We start from the raw sequence: 26,270 nt of genomic DNA, 5'->3' as shown, positions 1-26,270 counted from the left end.
CGGACGACGATACCATCCGCATCTGTCTATACTCGTGCAAGTGATCGGCCATCTGCGCACACTCTGGCGCGGGGCCCGGCGCATCCCGCTGTTGGGAAACGTGCTTGCCGTCGCTGACCGACTGTGGTGGGCGCGGGTGATCCGGCGGGCCGACATCGTCGACGTCGAACTCGTGACGGCGCAGCTGGGCCGGCCGACCTCTGCCGCGGCCGCCGTGCGCCGCTATGTCCGCGGCGGTTTCCGACAGGGGCTCGTGCTCAATCCCCTCTTCTGCGAGGCGACCGCAAGTCGCCAACTCCCGGATTCCGAGCGCGTGCCGGCGCTTTACGCGTACCTCGTCGCCGACAAGACGAGAATCGATGTCAGCCCCAACTGGGATGCCCGCGCGCGGCTGGCCGAGAATCCCGACGCCCAGGACGACCCCGCGGGCATCCTCGGCTATCTCTGGCGCCGACGTGAACAGGGGGCCACGATCCGCCTGGGCCACGGCGGGTCGACCGCCGAGGTGGCGTGGGACCACATGCGCGCCATCTCCTTGTCTGCGGTCGCGCCGGCGGACACCACCATCGGTGGCACCGTCTCTGAGAGCGAGGCGACCCACGAGGCACTGCTGGCCGTCGTCGATGACAGCGACGTCGACTACGACCTCGCCATCGCCGCCATTGCCGCGGTCGCACCGCGGGTGGCGCAGGTTCGGGTGGCCGTCACCGCCGAATCCGCCGGCATCCGCCTCCAGACCGCGCTGATGACGTTGTGGGCCCCGAACTCGGAGGTCTCCCTGTCCGCGCCGTCCCCGTTGCACGACGCCCTCCGTCGCTTGGCGGCCGCCCTGCCCGATCGGATCCGCGTGGTCGCGTGGCGCGCCCCCGGCGTCCAGATGAGCGCGGCCGGACTCCTCTCACTCCTGCGACACGGTGCGACCGCAGTCGTCGCGCCGTTGTGGCTCAATTCCGACGGGACCGTCGTCGGGCTCGGCACCGTCCGCCACGACGGCGGCTACGTCCGGCTCTTCGCTGCGCACCCCCGCGAAGACGCGATCAGGGCAGCGGACGACAGTGGCCTCATCCCCCTCCGCGCCCCGTTGGGCGACACCGGTGCCGGTCCGGCGCGCGTCGTCGAAAACGCGTTGCGTTCGCTCACCCGTCCCGACGGCGTCATGGCCGCGGTGGCGTCACACGCTCGCGCGGCAGGCGTCCCCACGGGAGTGCTCACCGGTGTGACAGCCGCCGCGCACACCCCCGTCCCCGACAGCACCGATGGCCCGCCTGTGTCTTCGGAGTCACCCGCGGGGCAGGAGGACGGCGTCGCCGAAGCGCTCGCCCGCGCGGGGTTCGCCATGGCGGCCGGCGGCAACTCCCTCGTCACTGTCCCCCGTGCGCCCGCCCGCCGCCCTGACGGGCGGACGGTGCCGCGCTTGCGGTGGGCGATTCGCACCGCAGCACCCGCCGGCCCGCGCGGCGAAGCCTGGGGCGACACGCACTTCGCCAGAGGTGTGGCGGACGCGTTGCGGCGGCTGGGGCAAGAGGTCGTCATCGACGCCTTCGAAGCGCGCCACCGGCGGTCGACCTACCTCGACGACGTCACCCTGGTCCTGCGCGGCCCGCATCGCATCCTCCCCTCCGTGCACGGCATCTCCTTGCTGTGGATCATCAGCCACCCCGACGAGATCACCGCGGAGGAGATCACCCGCTTCGATCACGTCTTCGCGGCGTCGCGCTCGTGGGCGTCGCAGGCGAGCGCCCGATGGCGCATGCCGGTCGACCCCCTGCTCCAGTGCACCGACGCCGAACGGTTCCGTCCGCACGGGCTGGCCCGCACTGACGACATCGTGTTCGTGGGGACCGCCCGTGGAATCGCACGTCCCTCGGTGGTGGGCCCGATCCGTGCAGGTATCCCGGTGCACGTCTACGGTCCCGACTGGCGCGGCTTCATCCCCGCATCGGCGATCGCCGACACCGCCATCGACAACGCCCTGCTTCCCGCGCGCTACGAAACGGCGCGTGTCGTCCTCAACGACCACTGGCCGGCGATGCAAGCCGCGGGGTTCATCTCGAACAGGCCATACGACGTTGTCGCCGCGGGGGGACGAGTGATCAGCGATCATGTGGCGGGGATCGAGGAGGAGTTCTCGGGCGCGGTGGTGACCTACCGCGACACCGATGAGCTCATCGAGATCCTCCGCGGCGACCTCGACTCGCTCTTCCCCGCGGACGAGCGGCTTCGGGAGATATCCGACGGGATCCGCGCGCGGGATTCCTTCGACGCCCGGGCCGCCGCGCTCCTGGATGCCGCGCTGACCGTCGGCCACGGGACCTCCCAGCCGGGCCCGGTAACATGGAGCGGATGAGTGCAAATGGACCCGAGGGTGCGGGCGATATCGGGTCTGAAGAGTTAGCCTCGCCGCCGCGGGAGGCCGAGCCCTCGCCGCCGCAGGAGGCCAAGCCCTCGTCGCGGTTTGCGCGGGCCATGCATGTCGTCCGCTACCTCCTGATCCTCGCGGTCGTCGGCTTCACCATCTGGTACTTCTCCACCATGTGGGACTCCGTCCTGCCCGCCCTTGAGCGGATGAATCCGTGGTGGGTCGCTGCATCTGCGCTGGTTCTGCTGATCGGCATGGCGATGAATGTCCTCGCCTGGACGACGCTCCTGCATGGGCTCGGCCACGAGGTCCCGTTCGTCCGCAGCGCGCAGATCATGCTCGTCGGCCAGCTCGGCAAGTACGTGCCAGGCTCCGCCTGGGCCTATCTGTTGCAGATGGAGATAGGTCGACAGTATGGCGTCGCCCGCGCACGAGTGCTCGTGACCTCCCTGTACGCGGCCGGTATCGGCGTCGTCGCATCGCTCATCCTCGGCACCATCGCCCTGCCTCAGATCGCGCAGGGCCACCCGGAGTTGCTCTGGCTCTTCCTGCTGCTCCCGGTCGGTCTGGCCTGCTTGCACCCGTGGGTCATGACTGCTCTGGCGAACTTGATGCTGAAGATCTTCCGCCGACCGCCGCTGGGGCACCGGGTACGGCTGCGCACGACCCTGGGCGCACTCGCCTGGTCGCTCGGATCGTACCTGACCTACGGCGTGCACCTGTGGCTTCTCACCGACGGGACGGTGCCGCTCGCGGATTTGCTTCTCATGGCCGCCGCTCTGAGCCTCGGGTTCACCGCCGGTCTGTTCGCGTTCCTGCTGCCGTCCGGCGTCGGCGTGCGCGAAGCCGTGCTGATCGGCCTGCTCGGGTTGGTCATGGCTGTCGGCGAGGCCTCCGCCATCTCGCTCGTCTCGCGTGCGATGTTCACCGCCGGGGACCTCCTCACAGCCGGGCTCGCAGCGGGGGCGGCGTACGCCCTGCGCCGACGGCTTCACAAAGTGGACGCCGCGACGACCGAATATGCGGATGTCTCAGACGCATAGGACGCAGTGCGTCTCGCCGATCCAACCCCGTACAGTTCCCCCGACGTTAGGCCTGAAACCACCGTGGTAGCCGCTGACAGCACCCGCACGCTCGTGATCATCCCCACGTACAACGAGCGTGAGAACCTGCAATCCATCATCGGTCGCACGCTGGCAGCCGCGCCCGACGTACACATCCTGGTCGTCGACGACGGCAGCCCGGACGGGACCGGCGCCGTCGCCGACGAACTGAGCCGCACCGACGGTCGAGTGCACGTGATGCACCGCACCGAGAAGAACGGCCTAGGTGCGGCCTACCTGGCGGGATTCGCCTGGGGACGTCAGCGTGGCTACGCCCTGCTGGTCGAGCTGGATGCTGACGGCTCGCATCCGCCTGAGCGCCTGCCTGCGTTGATCGCAGCGGTCGACACCGACTCCTCGGGCACCGTCGCGGGCTCGATCGGCTCGCGCTGGGTCGCGGGCGGGTCCGTCGTGGACTGGCCGTGGGCGCGCCGGGTGATCAGCCGCGGTGGGAGCTGGTATGCCCGGACCATGCTCGGGCTGCCTGTGCGCGACGTCACCGCCGGCTACCGCGTCTACCGTGCCGACATCCTCGACCTGATCGGCCTGGACGAAGTGGAATCGCGAGGATACTGCTTCCAGATCGACCTGACCCGGCGCGTGTTCGCCGCCGGCTACACGCTCGTGGAGATTCCGATCGAGTTCCGGGAACGGGAGATCGGCGAATCCAAGATGAGTGGGCCCATCGTCCTCGAAGCCATGACCCGTGTCACCCAGTGGGGTCTGGCACGCGTGTTCCGCCGCTGACGGTCACCGGCCGGTGTGTGCGAGGACGTCCTCGCACACGAGGTCCACCGACCGGTCCGGTGCCACAGGCAGGGTCACGACATCGGACGGCGCCGATGTCGAGCATTCCTCCACAGCCTGCGCGACGGCAGGAGACCACGCGCCGACCCAATCACGCAGCGAGATCGTCATGGTGCTCCCGTAGCCGAGCGCGGCGACGACGACCACACAGGCGGCCCACGCAGCCACCTTCGACCAGAGCGCATCGCCCCAGCGTCTCAGCACGACTGCGGCGGCGATGGGGATGACCGCGACGAGCATCATGCCGGACGCGACGCCGTAGCGGATGTTGACGACGAGGGCGCCGATGGTGTCGAGGCCTTCTTCGGCATACATGAACCATACGTCGCTGTTCGCCCACGCGCTGCCCGTGTAGATGGCAGCAGACCCCAACAGCAGCGACACCACGAGGAGCCGCTGCTCGCCGCTTCCCCACACGAGTGCAACGACAGCAGCCACGACGATCGGCACGAGGATCGCAACGGCAACCAAGACGCCGGATTCGAGGACCCACGCTCGGATGAGGACCGGGTCGGCGGTGATGAGCGGCATCACCGTGTTGATCATCCACCCGATGACGGTGGACGGAATGCTCAACGGCCCGTTGCTGGTCTGACGCTCGCCGGTGACTGCGGTGAGCAGTTGCGCAGCGGAGGCCACCACGAAGGCCGCCACAAGCGGCCACGAGCGCCGATCTCGGCGACGCAGGCGGAAGAAGATCAGGAAGACGAAGAACACGGCCTGTATCTCCGTCATCACCGTGGCCCACAAGATGACCGCCCACCCTGCGGAGGACCACCAGGTGCGCGGGCGATACAGCAGCAGCCAGGGGGCGAGCCACATGGCGTACGTGTGCAGGTCGGCGAGGTTCCCGACGGTCTCCTGTGTGGCGAGCGGGATGATCACCGTGATCAAGGCGATCGTCACCCGCGCCGGGATCCAGGGCACGAGGTCGCGCGACAGCCAGAAGACGGCGCCTGCGACCAGACCGGTGAGCACGGCGCAGATCGCGAAGACCGTCACCGCGTAGTACTGCAGATCCAACACCGGCATCATCAGCGCGATGACCAGGCGCGGGACGAAGTGCTGGTAGCCCGCGTATCCCTGCAGCAGTACGGCCCACGGCCCCTGGTCGAGGGCCTCCCCCAGGAAGATGTTCGAGTCCTCAGCCCAGACGCGGTCGTGGTGGCCATCGGGCACGCGGAACCACGTGATGATGGCACCGGCGACGACCAGGGCGATCAGGAGCCCGTACTCGACACCTCGAGAGACGGGTCTCGTCGTGACATCACCCTCGGGCGACTGGCGACCGCTCACTCGACCTCCACGATCGACACGTCTGCCCACACCGTCCCGAGGTTCTCATCGACCTTGGACACCGCGAAGAAAGCGCCCTGGCCGAGAGCGTGATTGTGGCCGTCGCCATCCAGCACGTAGGCGTTGAGGTAGTACTGTCCCGAACCCAGATGCGTGTCGGAGATGCGGTAACGGACGAGTCGCTCGCCGGGCGACAGCGGCGGGAGTTCCCGCGCCAGCCGCACGTTGTTCGTCGAGAGGACGACTTGGCCCTGCGGGGTGTCGATGCTGAACCCCGTCTCCCATACCGTGACGGGAGAGCGCACCGTCAGCGCGACCTCGAATTCGAGTGGATCGCCTGGCGTGAGGGACTTCAGTGGTGTTCCGTCGTGCGGGTCGAGCGCACGGATCGAGGCCACCTCCACCGACGGCTCCACCTCCTCGCGTACGGCTGTCCCGGTGCGGCGCCCCTCCAGCGCCTCCCGCAGGACCGAGATGCCCTCGTCGGCCGCGCCATCGAAGATGACACGCCCCTCATCGAGCACGATCGCCCGGTCGCAGAGTTCGGCGATCTGCCCCGCCGAGTGGCTGACGATGATGATCGTGCGCCCCTCCGCCTGGAACTGCACGACCTTGTCCATGCACTTGCGCTGGAATGCCTCGTCACCGACAGCCAGCACCTCATCCACCAGCAGAACGTCAGGGTCGGTGTGGATCGCGACCGCGAACGCCAGCCGGACGAACATGCCGGAACTGTAGAACTTCACCTGGGTGTCGATGAAGTCGCCGATGCCGCTGAATTCAACGATCGAATCGAACTGCCGCTCGGTCTCGGCGCGCGTCATGCCCAGGATCGAGGCGTTGAGGAACACGTTCTCCCGCCCGCTCAGATCCGGGTGGAATCCGGCGCCCAACTCCAGCAGCGCCGCCATGCGCCCTCGCGTCTGCACCGTGCCGGTCGACGGGGACACGATGCCGCCGATGAGCTTCAGCAGGGTGCTCTTACCCGATCCGTTGGGCCCGAGCAGCCCGACGGTGGTTCCGGCGGTGATACTGATGGATACGTCGTCTACGGCGGTGTAGACCTTCCGGTGCTTGCGACCCATGGCGCCCAGGTGGATGACACGCTCCTTGAGCGTGTTGTCCTTGCGGACGATGAATCGCTTGGAGACTCCGTCGACGCGCACCACTTCGGGAGCGCTTACTGCTTGTTCCACGGTCACAGCTCCTGTGCGAAATTGCCCTGCAGCCGGGTGAACACCCGGTGCGAGATGACCAGCAGGATCAGTCCCAACACGCCGGCGATGAGCATCCGCATCCCCAGGCCTTCCGGATAGTCGGCGGCCGTGCCCGCGCCCCAGAACGCGCGATGGAACCCCAGCACCCCGAGAGTGATGGGGTTGTTGATGTAGACCTCGAGCAACCAGTCGGGCAGGTTGAACTGCGCGAAGACGTTCTTCACCATGCTCCAGGAGTAGACGATCGGCGACCCCCACATCGCGAGCATCATCACGACCTCCGTGAGGTACTGGACGTCCCGCAGGTAGACGTTCAGAGCGGAGAGCAGCAGTCCGATCGCGAGACCGTACACCAGCACGAGGAGCACCGACGGGAAGAACCAGAGCATCTCGACGGGTTGGGGCAGGGCCTGGAATCCGATCGCCGCCACCAGGAGCACGACCACCTGAACGGCGAACATGAAGCTCGCGGCTCCCACGCTCGCCAGGGGGAACACCTCGCGAGGCAGGTAGATCTTCTTCACGAGGCCGGAGTTGGCCAGGATCGAGGTCGTCGACCCGAACACCATGTCGGAGAAGAACGTGTAAAGGACGAGACCGGCGAACAGGTAGACCGCGAAGTCGGGGATACCCTCGGCAGCACGCAGGAACTGTCCCAGCACGACGAAGTACATCATGAACTGGATGATCGGCTTGATCAGCGTCCACAGGAATCCCAGGAAGCTGTCGCGGTAGCGGGCCTGCAGGTCTCGCCGGACGAGAAGGCCGAGCAACTCGCGATGAGCGAAGATCTCGGCCAGCTTCCCCCCGCGCCGATCCGTGCGCAGTCCGCGCGATTCAATGGTCGCGAACGGTTCCTCGCTCAGGCGAGTAAATCTCTGTGTACTGTCCACTGCCCCACTCAACGCGTCTTTCGATGGCCCCCTCGACTATAGCCGGGCCGGATGTGTGTGACCTGCCGTGGGTAGGCTTGAGCGGCGCCTGGACTTCTGTTGGGCAGCACAAGGAATGGTTCACCGCGCGGTCTCGTCGCGCAGTGGCCCCAAACCGATGGAGAGCACAGCATGAGAGTCGTCGTCACAGGAGCAGGCGGATACATCGGACCGCACGTGGTGGCCGCGCACGTGGCTCGCGGCGACGACGTCGTAGCGGTGCTGCGCCCAGGTTCGACCGCCCCGCTTCATCCCGACGCGACGGTCGTGCATGCCGACGTCCTGGCGGAAGATCTGGATCTGGGTTTCTTCGGAAATCCCGACGCCCTGGTCCACCTCGCATGGAAGGACGGCTTCGCCCACAACTCCTCCGCCCACATGGGTCAGCTGTCGGCGCACTTCCGGTTCTTGACGGGAGCGGCGCAGGCCGGCGTGCCGAGGATCGCAGCGCTGGGGACGATGCACGAGGTCGGGTACTGGGAGGGACCGATCGATGCCGCCACCCCCACCGACCCGTTGTCGCAGTACGGAATCGCCAAGGATGCGCTGCGACGGTCCCTTCCCCTTGCATTGGCGGACACCGGCACCTCGCTCGCATGGCTGCGGTGCTACTACATCTACGGTGACGACCGGCGCAACAGATCGATCTTCGCTCGTCTGCTCGAGGCCGTCGACGCAGGCCGGTCAACGCTTCCGTTCACAACCGGCCGAAGCAAGTACGACTTCATCCGGGTGGAGGAACTCGGCCGACAGATCGCCGCTGTCACGCACTCGGACGTCACCGGTGTGGTCAATTGCTCCAGCGGCGTCCCGGTATCCCTCGCAGACAAGGTCGAGGAGTTCATCACGGAGAACGCTTTGCCCATCTCGCTGGAGTACGGCGCTTTCCCCGACCGCCCCTACGACTCGCCCGCCGTCTGGGGAGATGCCACGGTCATCCGACAGATCATGAGCGGTGACGCTGCTCAGTAGCCGCTGGGCACCGCCGGGGCGTTGACCAGATGACGCTCCGCCAGCTGAACGATGACCACGTCCGGCTGATACTGCTCGACGAGGTCGTTGAAATTCGGCGGGGTCGACCAGTTGTCGAACCGATGCTGCACCTGCCAGGTCTGCGCGTACTGTTGCTGCCAGAACGGCGAGAGCGCGTTTCCCATGGAGTCGCGGAGGATCAGAGCCTTCTGCGACGAAGGCGCCTGCGAGTTGAGCGTCGACGCAGGCAAGCGGTTAAGGTCGAGCGCGGAACCACCGGGTGCGATCGTGACCTCGCCGGTGTTGTCGGTGATCTCCACCTCCGGCAGCTGTTCTGCGAACACGGGGGCGGTCCAGTCCTGGCCCAGCCCAGGGACGCCGTAGGGCGCGTATTCGTTGAACTCGCCGACGATCTGGACCCCCTCCACGGGCGGCACCTGGATGGGATCGTCCTCGGGGTGGAGAACGGCGTTGCAGTCAGCGAAGGTCTGCCAGCCGATGTAGCCGCCCCAGTCGGTCCAGTGGCTGTTGACGGGCGAGTACACGGCGTTGCCCTGGCTCGCCTCGCGCAGATCCTGTCGGAAATCCACGATCGGCAGATCGGGGGACGACGCGAGGAACTGATCCAGCGGCGTGGACCCGACGATGCCGTCGGTCCACTCCGGCAGCTGCTGCGGATACACGCTGCCCGCGGAGGGGGTCACCTGAATGGTCAACGAGATCCCACGATCCGCCAGGGCGGTCGAGACCGATTCGAAGTAGTCGTGCCAGGCACCGGCTTCGGCTGCCGACAGGTACCGCCTGCCGATCGATTGTGAGAAGTTCTCCTCGATCTGGTCGTTGTAGAACGCCCATCCGTCTCGGCCGAGCACCACGGGGCCGGACAGATCGGCCGCGTGCTGCTCCCAACGCGCTTCGGCTTGCCCGTCCGAATCGATCCAGGGCTCCTCTCCGGTGCCTTCGACGGGCGGTCGGCACACGTCGTCGACGGCACCGGTCGAGGGAGTGGGTTGCGTCGCCGCGGTGGGTGCCGGTGCCGCCTCGGCCTGGTCGATTCGATACTGCGTGACCCAGCCCACGAGCGCGGCGAGCAGAGAGAGGATCCCCAGGGTGATGAGGGGTACGTTGCGGAACGGGCGCCACCACTTGGGCGAGGGGACCTGAGCTCCGTGGACGACATCGGGACCCGCGCCTGTCATCGAACGCCCCCCGCCACCATCGGCTCCTTGCCGGAGACCGGCTCGGGGCGATTGATCCACCCGGTGAGCCGCTGGCGTTGAGGTCGACTCACGTCCAGGAAGCGCAGGAGCCATCGCGGCGTCCAGTCCTTCAGTTGGAGTGCGGGCCGCTCCACGAGATGCCAGGACAAGTACGCATATGCATGGCATCCCGCGACGATCACGAGGTGGTAGATGAACCACCCGTGGTCCTGGAGCCCGAAGTAAGCGACGAACTGCATGAGCGGCCAGGCGACGATGTAGATCCCGTAGGAGAAGTCACCGTGCTTGTCCCAGTTCTTGAGCTTCTGGACGCGGATGGCGAACCAGATCAGCACGTAGCAGAAAGCGTACTGGCCGAACACCAGCCAGCCACCCTTGGCGTAGGTGAAAGCCGCGATGAGCGCGCATGCGATCGCGAGCCTGTCGTCGATCGGGATCCGGTCGCCGTACAGCGCGAAGAGGATGCCGAAGGCGAACGGCGCGAGCAGGAGCAGTACCCTGAAGTCGCCCAGCGCGGGGGTGAACGCGGCGAGATCCCCGATTCGGAACCACTGCATCATGGCCAGGGCGATGATGAAGAACGCGATCAGGCCACCGATCATGCGGTGCGCGAGCGCACCCACCACGCCCAGGACACCCACCAGGATGTAGGCCCCGAACTCAAAGGCCAATGTCCATGCGGAGCCGTTCCATTCGAATCCGCCGTGATCGGTGAAGAACGGGATCGACGTGCCCATGCCGGCAATGCCGTGCTGGACGAGCGGGAGCCACATGTTGTTGGAGAAGTAGGTCAACGGCGAGTCCACCGTCGCCGTCCAGAACCCGTCGATGCTCCCCTGCTCACGGATCCAGGCGATCGGAGCCAGCACGAACGCCGTCACCAGCAGGATGAGGAACCACGCGGGATAGATGCGCATGATGCGCCGCCAGAAGAAGCGCGGCGTCGACGATCTGCCCATCTTGCTGCGTGTGATGAGGAAGCCCGAGAGGAAGAAGAACCCGGCGACCGCGACGCCACCGAGGGACTGCTCTTCGCTCCACTGAGTCCCCAGATCACGACCCCCGTAGAATCCCGCGAGAGGGCCGGCATGGCTGAAGATGACCATGAAGGCCATCAGCCATCGCAGGAACCCGATGCTGTTACTCCGCGGGTTGAAGGAGTCTGCGAGGCTACGCATCCGCCACTGCACCCCGGTCCCGGCGCACGAGCTTGCGCAGCGCCCGGTACACCGTCCGCGCCGGACGGTACAGCCCGAGCACGAAACGTCCCACACGCGGGTGGTAGACGGTGAAGAAGATCTTCAGCAGACCCAGACCCCCGCCCAGCCCCCACTCACCCATGATCGGAAGCAGGTGCGCCTGATCCACCGCATACGGGGGCACATAAGGCCCCACGACGTTGAGCTTGTATTCGAGCGACGTATAGCTGATCGCTGCGTGTTCGGGCGTGAGCGTCGACTTCACGTAGTAACCGTGTGAGCCCGCAGCATAGGCAATGAGACGCTCCTGCACGTGAGCGAGTGAGCCGTCGGTGTGATCCGAGGGCGGCGAGTACATGCTGTAGCGCCAATCGACGTCGGTCATCTTGCGCAGGGCCTCGGGCCGCGCGATGAACATCGCCCCATAGGGAGCGACCGGCGCGGTGTCGTCGAGCGGCACATTGATACCCAGCTTCTTGGCGAGGGCCTTGGCGCCGGGCTTGTTGCCGTACCAGCCACGCCCCATCGTCGCGAGCCCCACGTGAACGAGAGGCGGGAAGACGACGCCGAGCTTGCTCTCCTTCTGGAACAGCGCGACGACGTTCGAAGCGAACGCCGAGGTTCCCAGCAGGTTCTCCACCTGCTGCCGCTTGAAGTAATACCCGTTGTTGACGAGGTTCTGGACCGTCTTCTTCGAGTGGATCTTGACGACGAGGTCGTAGTCGTCGCTACGCAGCACGTCCTTCGCACCGATGAAGAACGCCGACAGGTCCCTCCCGCGGTTGGAGGGCAGCACCCGCACCTCGTACTTCTGGACCTTGGGGTCCGCGCGCCGGTCGATGATGGTGCGGATCTCGCGCGCACGCCCCTCGTCGGTCGTGGTGACGATCAAATCGAACCCGCTGGGAAGGTTGGAGAGGAATCCGAGCAGCTCCTCCGTCATGTCGACGTAGAAGATGTGCACGATCGCCACGATGCGCTGCGGCTTGCCTTCGTCGTAATCCGAGTGGCCGTCCGGCAGGACCTCCAGCAGGGCCGCGTTGGTGTACAGCGCGCGCGGTTCGCTGGTGCGAGCCAGGTTCGGCAGGATGAGGTCGCGCGAGTACCCATAGGACTCCGCTTTGTCCAGGAACCAGCGCGGGACGATCGAGTGGCGGTCCTGGAAGACGGGAGTGTGGAAGAAGGGGCGCCGCTTCAGCAGCGGGCATCCTTCGTCCAGCAGCTGCCCGGCGAACTGGAAGGTCGGGTGGGCATCGCTGTACGCCTCGTGCGAGAAGGCGGTGTCCCAGTACCAGCCGCGTGTGGCGAAGTGGTCGGTGAAGACGGATTCGTGCTTCAGGACGGAGTCGAGGTAGGTGGTCATCGCGGGCATGTTCGCCCAGTAGTCGCGCCAGTCCTGGCTCTGGAACATCGACTTCCGGACCGCGATCCAGTGCGACTGGATGTGCGCCTTGAGCTCACCGTGATGAGTGAACGGATTCGGCTTGATCGACCCGTGGGTGGTGAGCCCCCAGAAGTCGACGTCCTCAGCGTCCATCCGCTCGAAGACCGGCTCGAACGGGCGCACGGGCCCGTACCAGGTGTAGTTCATGAGGATGAGCTCGTCGTACTCGGCGAGCCGTTCCTCACCGAATTCGGCGAGCGCGGCCTTGTACCCGCCGACGTCGAAGCCGGTGTTCTCCCGTTCCCAGACGGTGTCGGCGACCGCGTCGAGCTTCGCCTTGCCTTCAGCATTCACGGAGCCGTTCACGATGACGAAGATGTGCTCGGCGAAGGGCCGCAGCCTCTCGAGCTTGTACGGGACGTAGTCGTCCACCACCCCCTCGTGATCGAAGAAGAGGTAGAAGATCACCCGCTTCCCGCCGTCGGGGAAGCGAGTGGCGGGTGCGCCTTCGCGCGGTCCGATGTCGAACGTGGGCACCGTGTTCCTTGTCTCGTCTTCTGCAGCGCGCCGTCTCATCGTGCGTCCAAGAGGTTGAGGAGGTAGGCGCCGTAACCGCTCTTCACGAGCGGGGCCGCCCTTTCGCGCAGTTCATCGTCACTGAGGAACCCGAGTCGCCATGCGACCTCCTCGGGGCACCCCAGTGAGAGCCCTTGGCGCTTCTGCACGGTGCGCACGAACTCGGTCGCCTCGCTGAGGGAGTCGAACGTGCCGGTGTCGAGCCAGGCGGTTCCGCGCGGCAGCAGTTCGACGCGCAGCCGTCCTTCTTCCAGGTATCGGCGATTGACGTCGGTGATCTCGAGCTCGCCCCGCGGCGACGGCTTGAGCGTCTTGGCGATCTCCACGACGTCGTTGTCGTAGAAGTAAAGCCCCGGCACGGCATAACTGCTCTTGGGATGGGCCGGCTTCTCCTCGATCGAGGCGACGCGCATGTCCTCTCCGAACTCCACAACACCGTAGGCCGTGGGGTCGTCGACCCAATACCCGAAGATCACGCCACCGTCAGGCGATGCGAACTGGCGAAGACGGGTGCCCAGCCCCTGACCGTAGAAGATGTTGTCCCCGAGCACGAGCGCGACCGACTCGGAGCCGATGTGCTGCTCCCCCAGGACGAAAGCCTGCGCCAGGCCGTCCGGGGAGGGCTGCTGCGCGTAGGTGATCGAGACACCGAAGCGGGTGCCGTCCCCGAGGAGGCGTTCGAACTGATCCGCATCGTGCGGCGTCGTCACCACGAGGATGTCGCGAATTCCCGCGAGGATCAGCGTCGACAGTGGGTAGTAGATCATCGGCTTGTCGTAAACCGGTACCAGTTGCTTCGACACCCCGAGGGTGATGGGGTGGAGCCGTGAGCCGGTTCCTCCGGCCAGTATGATCCCGCGCATGCTGTCCAGTCTCGCCGATCGGAGGCGCGCTCGCCAATCGCCGGGGCGAGGCACAGCGGTCTCTCGGCGGCGTGCCCACTAATCTGGAGCAATGCGGAACCTTCTCGTTACGGGTGGCGCCGGTTTCATCGGCTCCAACTTCGTGCACCACGTCCTCAGCAACACCGACGACAACGTCACCGTGCTCGACAGCATGACCTATGCGGCCAACGCGGCGTCCCTCGCGGGGTTGCCAGAGGATCGCATGCGTCTCGTTCGGGGCGACATCGCGGACCGCGCACTCGTCGACTCACTGTTCGACACGCACGATGCCGTCGTGCACTTCGCAGCGGAATCGCACAACGACAACTCCCTGTCCGATCCCTCGCCGTTCATCCACACCAACCTCGTCGGCACGTTCACGTTGCTCGAAGCAGCCCGCCGGACGGGCATCCGCTACCACCACATCTCGACCGATGAGGTGTACGGGGATCTCGAGCTCGATGAGCCGACGCGGTTCACGGAAGACACGAAGTACAACCCCTCGAGCCCTTACTCCTCGACGAAGGCCGGCTCGGACCTTCTTGTGAACGCCTGGGTGCGCTCGTTCGGTGTGCGCGCGACCATCAGCAACTGCTCGAACAACTACGGTCCGCGTCAGCACATCGAGAAGTTCATCCCGCGGCAGATCACGAATGTGATCGACGGTGTCCGGCCGAGACTCTACGGAGACGGGCGGAACGTGCGCGACTGGATCCACGCTGACGACCACTCGTCCGCCGTCCTGACGATCCTCGAGTCCGGCGAGATCGGGCAGACCTACTTGATCGGCGCGGACGGCGAACGCTCCAACCGCCAAGTGGTCGAGGTGATTCTCCGCGAGATGGGCCTGCCCTCGGACGCATACGACCTGGTCACCGACCGTCCCGGCCACGACAAGCGGTACGCGATCGACTCCACGAAGCTCCGCACCGAACTGGGATGGTCTCCCACATACACGGACTTCGAAGCCGGGCTTGCCGACACGATCCGCTGGTATCGGGACAACGAGGACTGGTGGCGCCCCGAGAAGGAAGCAACCGAAGCGAAATACCGGACAACGGGGCAGTGACGATGGAATACGGGAAATCCCTTGCCGCCCAGGAAACCTCCATTCCGGGGCTGATCCTCTTCGACCTTCCCGTCCATGGCGACAACCGGGGCTGGTTCAAGGAGAACTGGCAGCAGGAGAAGATGCGTTCGGTCGGGCTGCCCGACTTCCAGCCGGTGCAGAACAACATCTCGTTCAATCGCGCCGCCGGCACCACGCGAGGCATCCACGCCGAGCCATGGGACAAGTACATCTCGGTGGCCACCGGCTCCGTCTTCGGCGCATGGGTGGATCTGCGGGAGGGGCCCAGCTTCGGTCGCCTCTTCACGAGCGTCATCGACGCGTCCCGAGGGATCTTCGTTCCGCGCGGTGTCGGCAACGCCTTCCAGACGATCGAGGACGACACCGCCTACAGCTACCTGGTGAACGCGCATTGGCGTCCCGACGCCGACTACACCTTCCTCAACCTGGCGGACGAGACGGTTGCCGTGCCCTGGCCGGTCCCGCTCGACCGCGCGGAACTGTCGGACAAGGACCGCCTGCACCCTCGGCTTGCCGACGTGCGGCCGATGCGCCCCTGAGCCGGGCCGCCATCTCCTTGCGCGCCGCAAGACACCGTGCGCCGGTCCACCGCACGGGGGTGCGCGCTGTATAGCCTGGTGGGATGAATACTGCCGCGCGGCATCGGGTTCGCCGATACTCCCTGTCGGCGGTCGCTGTCGTGCTGTGTGCCGGCTTCGTGGGGTGCGCCGCTGAACCCGCCCCCGGTGCGACCGGGAGCAGCACTCCCATCCCGCCGGCGCAGTCCGCCTCACCGACGTCGGCGGCACCCGCGCAGCCCGGTGAGACCGCGGCTCCGCCGCCGGTCACAGCTTCCCCCACTGCTCCGGCCGGGCTCGCGCCCGTTGACGTTGTCCTCACGACTGTGGACGTCATCGACGGCGCCATCGAAGCGACCGGTATCGTCGGCGCCGCGCCGGAGGCAGGCGGGACGTGCACGCTCGAGGTACGACGCGACGACACGTCTCACACGGCGGCGATCGACGCCACCAGCGGGCCTCAGACCAACTTCTGCGGCGTCATGACCATTCCGGCGAGCGTGTTGTCGCCGGGGACTTGGGACCTGACGCTCACCTACACCTCCCCGACCTCTTACGGTCGTGCCGACAGCGAAGTGAGCGTCCCGTGAGCGTCAGAGAGCATCCCGCCCCGCGGCGGCACATCAGGATCATGTCGCTGCTGGTCGCCTTCATCGCAACGATCGGCCTCCTCGTTCCGCTCCCGAGCGAGCCGGCGGCTGCGGCCGATGCGTCGGACTGGGACGCTGGGCACATCATCGATGATCAGGTCTTCTACGACTCGAACGGGATGACCGCGACCGACGTCCAGACGTTCCTGAACGGGAAAGTGCGCACGTGCGCCGACGGATACACGTGCCTGAAGTCCTACGCCCAGTCCACCCCCACTGTCGCGGCCGACTCCCACTGCAGGGGGTATGTCGGCAATCCTCGCGAGACCGCGGCTCAGATCATCGACAACGTCGCCCGTTCGTGCGGCATCAACCAGCGCGTGCTGCTGGTGTTGCTTGAGAAGGAGCAGAGTCTGATCACGGCCACCCGGCCGTCGGCGTGGAGCTATCAGGCCGCGACCGGCCAGGGCTGTCCCGACACCGCACCGTGCGACCCGAATACCGCCGGCTTCTTCTACCAGGTGTACTACGCCGCTCGCCAGTTCCAGATTTACCGCGCCACACCCAATTCGTGGGGCTACCGCGCCGGCCGCACCAACAACATCCTCTACTCGCCCACGGTGTCCTGTGGCACGAAGCCGGTGTACATCCACAACCAGGCGACCGCAGCGCTGTACATCTACACGCCGTATACGCCCAACGACGCCGCACTGCGCAACCTCTACGGCACCGGCGACGGCTGCTCGGCGTACGGCAACCGCAACTTCTGGCGCCTCTTCACGGACTGGTTCGGCGACCCCCGCAGCTTCACCGTGCACCCCGGATTCGCGGACTACTGGAACGCGCAGGGCGGCGCCGGCGGCAGCATGGGCGCGCCCGTGTCGTACGCGGTCTACGTCGAGAACAACGGCGAGGGGTGGTACCAGCGCTTCGAGCGAGGCACGCTCTACGGCAGCTTCTGGGGCGGAACGGTGTTCATCGCGAACGGGGCGACGCTGACGGAGTACAACAGACAGGGCGGTGCCACGGGTGGCCTCGGCTTCCCCAACGCCCCGATCGCCTGTTCCAGCGGGTCCCGCTGTGCGCAGTCCTTCGTCGCGGGGTCGATCTCCTCGACTGCCGCGTACGGCGCCCACGCGATCTGGGGCGGAGTCAACGATCATTGGCGGGCTTCCGGCGCGACAGACGGCTCGCTCGGCGCTGCACTGAACGACATGGCCTATCTCGAGCGTCCCGACGGCGTTGCCTGGATACAGCACTTCGAACGCGGCGTGCTTGCTCAGAGCGCCAGCGGCTTCCACCTCACGCCGTACGGCGCGTTGCTGGACGAGTGGATGAGCACCGGCGGTGCCAGCGGCTGGGTCGGCTGGCCGACGACCGACTACTCCTGCGTCGCGGACCGTTGCGCACAGACATTCGCGGGCGGCGTCGTGACGGTTGACCCGACGTGGGGTGCCCATATCCTGAGCGGCTCCATCGCCGCGGACTGGCTGGGACGCGGCGGCCTGTCGTCCATGGGACCCGCATTCAACGACATGCGTACGGTCAGCGCCGGAGGCGGGGGCTGGGTCCAGAACTTCGCAGCGGGGATACTCGCCCAGGGCACCTCGGGGGTCCGCGCGATCCCGTACGGCGCGGGACAGCGCTTGTGGTCATCGAGCGGTTCCGAGGCGGGGCCGTACGGCTGGCCGCGCACGGAACGTTCATGCACGGCATCCGGAGACTGCGCTCAGGAGTTCGACGGCGGAGTGATCACCGAGTCTCCCGCGTGGGGCACCTACGGGGTGTTCGGCTCCATCGCCTCGTCGTGGCGCAACGGCGGCGGACTCGCCACTTTCGGTCCGGCACTGAACAGCATCCGTTACTCCGACGCCAACGGCGGAGGGTGGATCCAGCACTACGGCGCCGGGATCCTCACGCAGAACTCGAGCGGACAGCCTGTCTTCACGCAGTACGGCGCGATCCTGTCAATGTGGTACACCTACGGCGGCGAGATCACCTGGCTGGGGTGGCCCGCCGCAGCACAGACGTGCGATGCGAACGGCTGCACGCAGCAGTTCCAGCACGGGGTGGCTCGGTCGGACCAGCGCGGTTACGTTTCGTTCACACGCGAATAGCAGCGCCTGAGGCGCGGCGATCTTCCGAGACGGGGCTACAACTCGGCGTGCAACTGCCAGACCCGCTCCGCAGCTCCGAGCCATGAGAACGCCCGGCCGCGGTCGCCTGCCAGCACCGCCAGTCGCGCCCGCGCGGCATCCGAGCCGAGGGCCTGCGCCAGGCCCGCGGCGAGAGCGTCGCCCGACGCGTCGACGAGCAGTCCCCCGTCGACGATCACCTCACGGTGCACCTCGCAGGCGGCCGCGACGACCGGGGCACCGACAGCGAGGGCCTCGACGACGAGCCACGGGAACACCGTGAGGGTCGAAGAGGCCAGCACGGTCGCGGCGCCTCCCAGCACTGCGGCGCGGTCGGCGGCATCGAGCCGCCCTCGCACGTGAAGGTGCGCTTCGGGCAGGCCCGCCGCGCTCGCGATGTCGGCTACCGCCGCGGCGCCCTCCTCGGTCACGTCGGTGACCACGACGGCGAGGTCGCCGCCGGCACGTGCGGCTGCGGCGAACGCAGCGTCGAGCCCATCGCGCCGCCCGCCGTCGATCAGCACGTACTGCGCGGGAAGCTCCAGCGCACGGCGGCGCCCGACCTCATCCGTCGGCACGGCGAAGCCGGCCGGGGCAGCGCCGGCGATCACGCGGATCCGGTCGCCGAGCTTCGCGAACTCCGCCAGGCGCTGGGCGTGCGCGTGCGTAGGCACCACGACGGCGTCGGCGTGCTTGACCGCGCGCTTGAGCATCGATCTGTGCCACATCGCCGTCGCGCGCGGCAGCTCGTCCGGCGCCTCCCACGGGGTGAGGTCCCACACCGTCACGACGGTCTGGTCGTGGTCATACGCACGGTCGTGACGCACGAGCGGCGCCATGAGGCTCGGCGAGTGGATCATGCCGCCGCCGGCTCCCGTGGCGATGCCCAGCTGCCAGGATGCCGCGAGCTCGCGGCGCCCGAGGGGGGCGGTGTCGATGCGGGCGATGCCCGGGAGCTGACCCCGCAGCTCGGCGACCGCCCCGTCCGGCGCCGCCGGCACGAGAGCGGCGACCTCGCAACCGGACGGCGCGGTGCGCACCAGTGCTGTCGTGAGCTCGCGCGACGCCTCGGCGAGGTCGCCGGCCGGCTGGACGAGGGCGTCCAGCACCACTCGCAGTGTCGTCGTCATCGCTCAGCCCTCCGGAGCCGGGGTGGGTGTCAGCGGGTGGAGCGTGGACTGCATGATCTCGCGGATGTAGTCGTAGTCGGGTTCCTCCGGGTCGATACCCACCCCCTCGGGGGTGAGTTCGAGCGACGTCATCGGCTGCTCCTTCGCCTTCAGCGCCAGCTCGGCGAAGTAGGGCAGCATCGACTGCGGCAGGTCGGTCTCGATGAGGTGCTGACCGGCGCCCAGGATCTCGTTGATGCGCGTGAGCACCGTCACCGGATCGAGCTGGGCGAGCATCGCCTGCTGCAACTGCCGCTGGCGCTGCATGCGATCCCAGTCGCTGGTGGTGTAGCGGGAGCGGGCATACCACTGAGCGGTGTCGCCGTCCATGTGCTGCTCGCCCGCCTCGATCCAGCCGGTCGCCCAGTCATCGACCGGCTGACCCTCGTAGGCGGGACCGCCGCCCTTGGGCAGCCGCTCGGCGACCGTGATGTCCACCCCGCCCAGCGCGTCGATGAGGTCGGCGAAGCCGTGCATGTCGACGAAGACGTAGTACGGGATCTCGATGCCGAGGATGCCCTCTGCGGCATCCTTGGTCGCCTCCACGGCCGGCGAGGAGCCGTTGTCCTCGGCGTCCGGGTAGAGACCGGTGCCGTCGCGGCACACCTCGACGGCGTTCATGAGCTGGTTGATGCCGGCGCTCCACCCGCAGGTGGGGTCGCTGTGACCCTCGAAGCCGTCGGGATACAGGTCCTGCATGGGGCCTGCCGAGAACGGCGGGTTCTGGATGTCGCGCGGGATGCCGGTGATCGTGACCGCGCCGGTGTCGGCGTTGATCGACACGACGGAGATGCTGTCGAACCGCATCGAGTCGCGGCCGTCGCCGCTGTCGGCACCGAGCAGGAGGATGTTGTAGTGGCCGTCCGAGGGCGGCACGGTGGGGCCGCTCTGTCCGAAGAGACTGCCGAGCGTGTCCCGCGCGGTGCCCACCGAGACAGCGGCGTAGGCCGTGGTCCCACCGGCGACCACGAGCAGCGCGACGGCGAGCGCCGCCACCCCGAACCTGGCCGCCTTTCGCACGCGCACCAGGCGCACGAGTCGCAGGGTGTCGACGGTCAGCACCACCCACAGCACCACGTACGCGAAAAGGATGAGCTGGACCAGGGTGAGCGCGAACCAGTTGGTGCCGATCCAGCCGATCGGTGCGCGCCACAGCAGGGCCGAAAGCACGGTGAGCGCGAGCAGGACCCACATCGCGAGGGTGGCCGCAAGTCCCACGCGGCCCAGCCGGCGGTTGCCCGCCACCACCTGTGCCGACCCCGGCAGCAGGAAGTTGAGCACCACGAGCCACCAGGCGCGGCGGGTCATCACGTCGGGCGATGCGGCATCCGGATGCCGCATCGGTCGGTCCTGCACGAGTGCGGACCGCGCCGACGTCGGCCTGCCGGCGCTGGCGCGCGGCGGGCTGCTCACGCTCACAGCGAGTCCTTCAGCCGCCGGTTCTTCTCCTCGACCTGACGTTCGAGGTCCAGGGCGAAGCCATCGATCCGGTCGGCGAGCCGGCTGTCGCCGGTCGCGAGGATGCGCGCGGCGAGCAGTCCGGCGTTGCGGGCGCCGTTGATCGAGACGGTGGCCACCGGGATGCCGGCGGGCATCTGCACGATACTCAGCAGCGAGTCGAGGCCGTCGAGGGTGGCCAGCTGCACGGGCACGCCGATGACGGGGAGCCCGGTGACGGAGGCGAGCATGCCTGGTAGGTGGGCTGCGCCGCCGGCGCCGGCGATGATGACCTTCAGGCCCCGCCCCCGCGCCTCACGGCCGTACCGGATCAGCTTGTCGGGCGTGCGGTGGGCCGAGACGACCTCGACCTCGTGCGGCACGGCGAATTCGCTCAGCACCTGGGAGGCATCGCTCATGACGCGCCAGTCGGAGTCGGAGCCCATGACGACACCGACGAGGGGTTCTTCGGAGGAATGCAGCGGCCGGGTCACCTGTCAAGGCTAGGCCGCGCGCCTGCAAGTTGCCCGCAACGGCGCGCACGACCCGTCCCCGCCCGACCGGTGAGACCACAGCTGGTCGCCGAAACGATGGGAAGTTCCCACCGTGTCGGCGACCAGGTGTCGTTTCAGCGTCTGTCAGGCGTCGAAGTGGGCGGCGGCGGCGCGTGCTTCGTAGACCGTTTCGTCGAGATCGGGGCCGACGACGGTGACGTGACCCACCTTGCGGCCGGGGCGCGGGGCCTTGCCGTAGGTGTGGATCTTCGCATCGGGATGCTCGGCCATCGCCGCGGCGAAGCGCTCATCGAGCCCGCCGGCGGCCGGCCCACCGAGGATGTTGACCATGACCGACCACGGCGCCCGCGGCGACGGGTCGCCCAGCGGCAGGTCCAGCACCGCGCGCAGGTGCTGCTCGAACTGGCTCGTCACGGCGCCGTCCTGGCTCCAGTGGCCGCTGTTGTGCGGGCGCATCGCGAGTTCGTTGACGAGCACCCGCTCGTCGCTGGTCTCGAACAGCTCGACCGCCAGGATGCCGGTCACTCCCAGCCCCGCGGCGATCGCCTCGCCGATTCCTCGTGCCACCTCGGACAGCCGGTCAGCGGCATGAGGGGCCGGCGCGATGACTTCGGCGCACACGCCGTCGCGCTGCACGGTCTCCACGACCGGGTAGGACCGCATCGCGCCGGAGGGGCTGCGTGCCACCTGCTGGGCCAGCTCCCGCGTGAAATCGACCAGTTCCTCGACCAGCAGCGCCCCACCGCGCGCATCTTCTGCCAGCGCGGTGAACCAGTCCTCCGCCTCGGTCGCGGCAGACACGACCCGCACGCCCTTGCCGTCGTAGCCGCCGCGCGGCGTCTTGACGACCGCCCGGCCGCCGTGATCGTCGAGGAACTGCTGCAGCTGTGCCGTGTCGGTGACGGCGGCCCAGTCCGGCTGCGGCATCCCGAGCTCGTCCAGGCGCGCGCGCATGAGCAGCTTGTCCTGCGCGTACAGCAGGGCGTCGGGTCCGGGGTGCACTGCGACCCCGGCGTCGACGAGCGCATGGAGCACCGGCTGTGGCACGTGCTCGTGGTCGAACGTGACCACGTCCACGTCGCGGGCGAAGGCCAGCACCGTGTCGGCGTCGCGGTAGTCGCCCACCGCCGTGGCCGCCAGCGCGGCTGCCATCTCCGGCTGTTCGGCGAGGACGCGCAATTCGATGCCGAGTTCGACCGCCGGCGCGATCATCATGCGGGCCAACTGGCCCCCGCCTACCACTCCGACTCGCAGCGTCATGCAAGCTCCTTCCGTCCCCTTCATCTTCGCGCATCGCTCGAGCGCGCGAGGTCGGCTCAGCGGCCGGGGAGCGGCGGCGGCGGACCGGGCGCCTGGGTGACGGTAGGGATGGCGTGCGAGTCGCGGTGCGCGAGGATCTGGCTCACCTCGACCTGGTCGGCGAGGACTTCGTGCACCAGCGACACCGCCGGCACGTTCTTCATCACCAGCGGCGCATCCACCCCGTTGGACAGGATGAGCGTGCCCGCCCCCCACAGCCGCTGCAGCGGACCGCGGCGCTCGCGGATCGTGTAGCCGCGGGCGTGGGCCAGTTCGTTGCGGTGGGTCGTGAGCAGTCCCGATCGGGCGATGACGCGCCTGGTGGTGATCGTGTACGTGCGGGAGAACCAGACCAGGAACGGCAGCACCACCAGCAGCAGCACGAGCGCGGCGGCGGCGGTCGGCAGCATCCACTCTTCGAACGGCACGGGCACGTTGCCGTAGAAGTAGCCCACTGCACCGGCGACGGCGATGAGCACGAGCGCGGACCAGAACAGGCGGCGGGCGTGCCCTCGCAGCCGCGCCACCTTCAGTTCAGGGGTCGGCGCACCGGGCGCCGGCGTGAGCGGGCGTCCGGCGAAGCTGATCGGCTGGGTCACAGGACCATTGTGACCGCCCCCGACGACCTCGGCGCTCCGGCGCGCCCGAAGCGCCGGTCAGCGCACGTGCACGACGTCCCCGGCCGAGACCACCGTCTCCACCCCCGCGACCTCGACCACAAGGCGTCCGTCGCCGTCCAGGCGCACCGCTTTCCCCACCAGCACGCCACCGTCGGGCATGCCCACCGACACATCGTGGCCGATCGTCTCGCACAGCTGCTCGATCTCTGCACGCAATCCGGATGCCGCAGCGTCGCCGCCCGCGATCAGCAGTTTCTGCAGGTGCTCGTCGAGTCCGCGCAGGTAGCGCGCCAGCAGATCGTCGACGTCGACGGTGACCCCGACCGCCGCGAACGACGTCGCCGTGGGCACCGGCAGATCGACCGGCTGCATCGTGGTGTTCACGCCGGCGCCGATGACGACCGCGGCCGGGTCGCCGGGGACCACCTCGGCGAGGATGCCGCACACCTTGCCGCCGTTCAGCAGCACGTCGTTCGGCCACTTCAGCCGTACCTCGTGCGACTGGCCGCGCAGCACCTGGGTCACCGCGCGCGTCATCGCCGCCCCGGCGATGAGGGGGATCCAGCCACGGGCGTGCGCCGGCAGCCCCGCCACCCGCACGAGCACCGACACCGCCAGCGCGGTGCCCGCCGGAGTGGTCCAGGACCGGTCCAGGCGGCCGCGCCCGGCGCGCTGGTCGTCGGTGAGCAGCACCGACAGATGCGGGTGCCCGGCGGGGTCGCGTTCGACATCGCGGACGAGGTCGGCGTTGGTGGAGCCGGTGGATTCGACGATCTGCAACCGCGGCGAGACGGCCGCGGCCAGCGGGAAGCCTTCAGTGGGGAGCGTCATGGCGACACCCTACGCGCAGGCCCGATCGCACAGCGGATCAGGCAACCCCTTGTGCGCACCCTCCAAGGCCCGCGGGGGTGTGGTCGCTAGGGTGGAACAGTGACGGATCAACCCGACCTATCGACGACCGCCGGCAAAATCGCCGACCTGCGCAATCGCTACCAGGAGGCGGTCCTCGACGCGGAATCCGCCGCGCGCGAGAAGCAGCACGCCAAGGGCAAGCTGACCGCGCGGGAGCGCATCGAACTGCTGGTGGACCCCGGCTCCTTCGTCGAGCTCGATGAGTACGTGCGCCACCGCACCACGGCGTTCGGCATGGACCGCTCGCGGCCGTACGGCGACTCCGTCGTCACCGGCACCGGCACGATCCACGGCCGCACCGTCGCGGTGTACGCGCAGGACTTCTCGACCTTCGGCGGGTCGCTGGGCGAGGTGGCCGGCGACAAGATCATCAAGGTGATGCAGTTCGCCCTCCGCGGCGGCATGCCCATCATCGGCATGCTCGATTCCGGCGGCGCGCGCATTCAGGAGGGCGTCGTGGCCCTGGGCAAGTACGGCGAGATCTTCCGCCTGAACACCGCGGCATCCGGAGTCATCCCGCAGATCTCCCTCATCATGGGCCCGGCCGCCGGCGGTGCGGTGTACTCCCCCGCCCTGACCGACTTCGTCATCATGGTCGACAAGACCAGCCAGATGTTCGTCACCGGCCCCGACGTGATCAAGACCGTCACCGGCGAAGACGTCGGGATGGAAGAGCTCGGCGGCGCCTACACCCACAACACCCGCTCGGGCGTGGCGCACTACCTCGCCGAAGACGAGGACGACGCCCTCGACTACGCCCGGACGCTCATCGGCTACCTCCCCGACAACAACATGGCCGAGCTCCCGGTGTACGAGAACGGGTTCGAGTGGGAGACGACGGATGCCGACCGGTCGCTGAACACGATCATCCCGGATTCCGCGAACCAGCCGTACGACATCCACCAGGTCATCTCCCACCTGGTCGACGGCGGCGACTTCCTCGAGGTGCAGCCGCTGTTCGCCCCTAACATCGTCATCGGCTTCGGCCGGATGGAGGGGCGCACCGTCGGCATCATCGCCAACCAGCCGTCGCAGATGGCCGGGACGCTGAACATCGAGGCGGGCGAAAAGGCGAGCCGCTTCGTACGGTTCTGCGATGCGTTCTCGATCCCGATCGTGACCCTCGTGGACGTGCCAGGCTACCTCCCCGGCACCGACCAGGAGTGGACCGGCGTCATCCGCCGCGGCGCGAAGCTGCTGTACGCGTATGCCGAGGCGACGGTGCCGCTGGTGACCGTGATCCTGCGCAAGGCCTACGGCGGGGCATACATCGTGATGGGCTCCAAGCAGCTGGGCGCCGACGTGAACCTGGCCTGGCCCACCGCCGAGATCGCGGTGATGGGCGGTCAGGGCGCGGTGAACATCCTCTACCGAGGCGAGATCAAGCGTGCCGAGCAAGCAGGCGAAGACGTCGCCGCGGTGCGCACGCGCCTGGCCACCGAATACACCTACAACGTCGCCTCCCCCTTCCTCGCGGCCGAACGCGGCGAGCTGGACGGCATCATCGAGCCGGCCCAGACCCGGGTGTCGATCGCGAAGGCGCTGCGGTCGCTCCGCGGCAAACGTGCGAGCCTGCCGCCCAAGAAGCACGGGAACATCCCGCTATGAGCGCCCCGGCCATCGAACCGGCGGGGATCCGCGTCGACCTGTCGCGCGGCGCTCCCAGCGACCTGGAGCTGGCTGCGGTGGTCGCCGTCGTCTCCGAGGCGTACGAACGTGAAGCGGCCGCTGCGGTCGTCGAGGACGCGCCGGTGCGTCACGGGTGGGAGCTGGCCGCTCGCGGCCTGCGGCGGCCGCTGGATCGCGCAGCCGGCTGGGGAAACTCCTACCGCTGAGGGGCTCCCGCCCGGCGTGTCCCCCAAAATACCTACAGACAGCCGCGGCGGCGCCGGCGGATACTGAGTGTGCTGAACGCAATTCTGCGTCGGTCGACCCGCTTCGTTCTTCGAACCCGGGAATCGACCCACCCGCGGAGAGGTTTTCGGGTAACCACTCCG

General features: G+C 67.9%; 22 protein-coding genes and 1 pseudogene. 10 read left to right on the top strand and 13 right to left on the bottom strand.

Features of this window, described 5'->3' with window-relative positions:
- Positions 1–40 precede the first annotated feature (40 nt).
- The 3 genes from QNO11_RS03665 (at position 41) to QNO11_RS03655 (ending at position 4,209) form a co-directional block, all read left to right on the top strand.
- Positions 41–2,347, top strand: coding sequence for a glycosyltransferase (locus QNO11_RS03665; protein ID WP_257509379.1), 2,307 nt, complete (start codon positions 41–43; stop codon positions 2,345–2,347).
- Entirely contained in the window at positions 2,344–3,402 is a 1,059-nt protein-coding gene (locus tag QNO11_RS03660; RefSeq protein ID WP_257509378.1) for a lysylphosphatidylglycerol synthase transmembrane domain-containing protein, read from the top strand. Before QNO11_RS03665 ends, QNO11_RS03660 begins: the two co-directional genes overlap by 4 nt.
- A gap of 63 nt (positions 3,403–3,465) precedes the next feature.
- Positions 3,466–4,209 (top strand): polyprenol monophosphomannose synthase, encoded by a 744-nt coding sequence (locus tag QNO11_RS03655; RefSeq protein WP_257509377.1) that lies wholly within the window; start codon positions 3,466–3,468, stop codon positions 4,207–4,209.
- Positions 4,210–4,212: 3 nt separating this feature from the next.
- Here the strand turns inward: QNO11_RS03655 and QNO11_RS03650 are convergent, their stop codons facing one another.
- Genes QNO11_RS03650 through QNO11_RS03640 form a run of 3 tightly spaced genes read right to left on the bottom strand, consistent with a single transcriptional unit; the run spans position 4,213 to position 7,675 of the window.
- A complete protein-coding gene (locus QNO11_RS03650; protein ID WP_257509376.1) occupies positions 4,213–5,565 on the bottom strand; it encodes a hypothetical protein in 1,353 nt (450 codons plus the stop codon).
- A complete protein-coding gene (locus QNO11_RS03645) occupies positions 5,562–6,761 on the bottom strand; it encodes an ABC transporter ATP-binding protein (RefSeq protein WP_257509375.1) in 1,200 nt (399 codons plus the stop codon). The genes QNO11_RS03650 and QNO11_RS03645 overlap by 4 nt, the downstream gene beginning before the upstream one ends.
- Before the next feature lie 2 nt (positions 6,762–6,763).
- Positions 6,764–7,675 (bottom strand): ABC transporter permease, encoded by a 912-nt coding sequence (locus QNO11_RS03640; protein ID WP_257509374.1) that lies wholly within the window; start codon positions 7,673–7,675, stop codon positions 6,764–6,766.
- Positions 7,676–7,846: 171 nt separating this feature from the next.
- Here QNO11_RS03640 and QNO11_RS03635 point away from each other — a divergent pair, with 171 nt between their 5' ends.
- Positions 7,847–8,686: an NAD-dependent epimerase/dehydratase family protein gene (locus tag QNO11_RS03635; protein ID WP_257509373.1), complete on the top strand. Its 840-nt coding sequence runs from the start codon at positions 7,847–7,849 to the stop codon at positions 8,684–8,686.
- On the opposite strand, the gene QNO11_RS03630 is transcribed toward QNO11_RS03635, so the two are convergent.
- From QNO11_RS03630 to rfbA, 4 genes are read right to left on the bottom strand one after another with little or no spacing between them, the layout of a single operon-like run.
- Positions 8,680–9,885 (bottom strand): alginate O-acetyltransferase AlgX-related protein, encoded by a 1,206-nt coding sequence (locus tag QNO11_RS03630; protein WP_257509372.1) that lies wholly within the window; start codon positions 9,883–9,885, stop codon positions 8,680–8,682. The two genes, QNO11_RS03635 and QNO11_RS03630, sit on opposite strands and share 7 nt — an antisense overlap.
- Complete coding sequence (locus QNO11_RS03625; RefSeq protein ID WP_257509371.1) at positions 9,882–11,084, bottom strand: acyltransferase family protein; 1,203 nt, start codon at positions 11,082–11,084, stop codon at positions 9,882–9,884. Before QNO11_RS03625 ends, QNO11_RS03630 begins: the two co-directional genes overlap by 4 nt.
- Positions 11,077–13,026: a rhamnan synthesis F family protein gene (locus QNO11_RS03620; protein WP_257509370.1), complete on the bottom strand. Its 1,950-nt coding sequence runs from the start codon at positions 13,024–13,026 to the stop codon at positions 11,077–11,079. The genes QNO11_RS03625 and QNO11_RS03620 overlap by 8 nt, the downstream gene beginning before the upstream one ends.
- Before the next feature lie 35 nt (positions 13,027–13,061).
- Entirely contained in the window at positions 13,062–13,928 is an 867-nt protein-coding gene (gene rfbA, locus QNO11_RS03615; protein WP_257509369.1) for a glucose-1-phosphate thymidylyltransferase RfbA, read from the bottom strand.
- 91 nt (positions 13,929–14,019) lie between these two features.
- Here rfbA and rfbB point away from each other — a divergent pair, with 91 nt between their 5' ends.
- The 4 genes and pseudogenes from rfbB (at position 14,020) to QNO11_RS03595 (ending at position 18,303) form a co-directional block, all read left to right on the top strand.
- A complete protein-coding gene (gene rfbB, locus QNO11_RS03610) occupies positions 14,020–15,018 on the top strand; it encodes a dTDP-glucose 4,6-dehydratase (protein WP_257509368.1) in 999 nt (332 codons plus the stop codon).
- Positions 15,019–15,020: 2 nt separating this feature from the next.
- Positions 15,021–15,569: pseudogene (locus tag QNO11_RS03605) on the top strand (dTDP-4-dehydrorhamnose 3,5-epimerase family protein); the annotation flags it as partial.
- A gap of 92 nt (positions 15,570–15,661) precedes the next feature.
- Positions 15,662–16,186, top strand: coding sequence for a hypothetical protein (locus QNO11_RS03600; RefSeq protein WP_257509367.1), 525 nt, complete (start codon positions 15,662–15,664; stop codon positions 16,184–16,186).
- A complete protein-coding gene (locus QNO11_RS03595) occupies positions 16,183–18,303 on the top strand; it encodes an LGFP repeat-containing protein (protein ID WP_257509366.1) in 2,121 nt (706 codons plus the stop codon). The genes QNO11_RS03600 and QNO11_RS03595 overlap by 4 nt, the downstream gene beginning before the upstream one ends.
- A gap of 35 nt (positions 18,304–18,338) precedes the next feature.
- Here the strand turns inward: QNO11_RS03595 and QNO11_RS03590 are convergent, their stop codons facing one another.
- The 6 genes from QNO11_RS03590 to QNO11_RS03565 form a co-directional block, all read right to left on the bottom strand.
- Positions 18,339–19,451, bottom strand: a complete 1,113-nt coding sequence (locus tag QNO11_RS03590; RefSeq protein ID WP_257509365.1) for a glycosyltransferase — start codon at positions 19,449–19,451, stop codon at positions 18,339–18,341.
- Positions 19,452–19,454: 3 nt separating this feature from the next.
- Positions 19,455–20,909, bottom strand: coding sequence for an LCP family protein (locus QNO11_RS03585; RefSeq protein WP_257509364.1), 1,455 nt, complete (start codon positions 20,907–20,909; stop codon positions 19,455–19,457).
- Positions 20,906–21,373: a 5-(carboxyamino)imidazole ribonucleotide mutase gene (purE, locus tag QNO11_RS03580; protein WP_257509532.1), complete on the bottom strand. Its 468-nt coding sequence runs from the start codon at positions 21,371–21,373 to the stop codon at positions 20,906–20,908. The genes QNO11_RS03585 and purE overlap by 4 nt, the downstream gene beginning before the upstream one ends.
- 192 nt (positions 21,374–21,565) lie before the next feature.
- Positions 21,566–22,702, bottom strand: coding sequence for a 5-(carboxyamino)imidazole ribonucleotide synthase (locus QNO11_RS03575; protein ID WP_257509363.1), 1,137 nt, complete (start codon positions 22,700–22,702; stop codon positions 21,566–21,568).
- Between the two features lie 56 nt (positions 22,703–22,758).
- A complete protein-coding gene (locus QNO11_RS03570) occupies positions 22,759–23,340 on the bottom strand; it encodes a PH domain-containing protein (RefSeq protein ID WP_257509362.1) in 582 nt (193 codons plus the stop codon).
- Between the two features lie 57 nt (positions 23,341–23,397).
- Entirely contained in the window at positions 23,398–24,192 is a 795-nt protein-coding gene (locus QNO11_RS03565; RefSeq protein WP_257509361.1) for a biotin--[acetyl-CoA-carboxylase] ligase, read from the bottom strand.
- Positions 24,193–24,291: 99 nt separating this feature from the next.
- Here QNO11_RS03565 and QNO11_RS03560 point away from each other — a divergent pair, with 99 nt between their 5' ends.
- On the top strand, positions 24,292–25,881 hold the full coding sequence (locus tag QNO11_RS03560) for an acyl-CoA carboxylase subunit beta (protein WP_257509360.1): 1,590 nt from the start codon (positions 24,292–24,294) through the stop codon (positions 25,879–25,881).
- Positions 25,878–26,108 carry an acyl-CoA carboxylase epsilon subunit gene (locus QNO11_RS03555; RefSeq protein ID WP_257509359.1) on the top strand — a complete coding sequence of 77 codons (231 nt, stop codon included), beginning with the start codon at positions 25,878–25,880 and terminating at the stop codon, positions 26,106–26,108. Before QNO11_RS03560 ends, QNO11_RS03555 begins: the two co-directional genes overlap by 4 nt.
- Positions 26,109–26,270 lie beyond the last annotated feature (162 nt).

The sequence above is a fragment of the Microbacterium sp. zg-B96 genome (genome assembly GCF_030246865.1).
GTDB lineage: Bacteria > Actinomycetota > Actinomycetes > Actinomycetales > Microbacteriaceae > Microbacterium.
The sequence above is the reverse complement of the archived record's forward strand: the minus strand, read 5'-3'. Positions and strand labels throughout refer to the sequence as shown.

Excerpts from the sequence above, each read along its gene's own strand:
- QNO11_RS03660 (WP_257509378.1), top strand. The coding sequence starts at position 2,344 with ATGAGTGCAAATGGACCCGAGGGTGCGGGCGATATCGGGTCTGAAGAG.
- rfbA (WP_257509369.1), bottom strand. The coding sequence starts at position 13,928 with ATGCGCGGGATCATACTGGCCGGAGGAACCGGCTCACGGCTCCACCCC.
- purE (WP_257509532.1), bottom strand. The coding sequence starts at position 21,373 with ATGGGCTCCGACTCCGACTGGCGCGTCATGAGCGATGCCTCCCAGGTG.
- QNO11_RS03600 (WP_257509367.1), top strand. The coding sequence starts at position 15,662 with ATGAATACTGCCGCGCGGCATCGGGTTCGCCGATACTCCCTGTCGGCG.
- QNO11_RS03575 (WP_257509363.1), bottom strand. The coding sequence starts at position 22,702 with ATGACGCTGCGAGTCGGAGTGGTAGGCGGGGGCCAGTTGGCCCGCATG.
- QNO11_RS03590 (WP_257509365.1), bottom strand. The coding sequence starts at position 19,451 with ATGACGACGACACTGCGAGTGGTGCTGGACGCCCTCGTCCAGCCGGCC.
- QNO11_RS03565 (WP_257509361.1), bottom strand. The coding sequence starts at position 24,192 with ATGACGCTCCCCACTGAAGGCTTCCCGCTGGCCGCGGCCGTCTCGCCG.
- QNO11_RS03625 (WP_257509371.1), bottom strand. The coding sequence starts at position 11,084 with ATGCGTAGCCTCGCAGACTCCTTCAACCCGCGGAGTAACAGCATCGGG.
- QNO11_RS03555 (WP_257509359.1), top strand. The coding sequence starts at position 25,878 with ATGAGCGCCCCGGCCATCGAACCGGCGGGGATCCGCGTCGACCTGTCG.
- QNO11_RS03635 (WP_257509373.1), top strand. The coding sequence starts at position 7,847 with ATGAGAGTCGTCGTCACAGGAGCAGGCGGATACATCGGACCGCACGTG.
- QNO11_RS03630 (WP_257509372.1), bottom strand. The coding sequence starts at position 9,885 with ATGACAGGCGCGGGTCCCGATGTCGTCCACGGAGCTCAGGTCCCCTCG.
- rfbB (WP_257509368.1), top strand. The coding sequence starts at position 14,020 with ATGCGGAACCTTCTCGTTACGGGTGGCGCCGGTTTCATCGGCTCCAAC.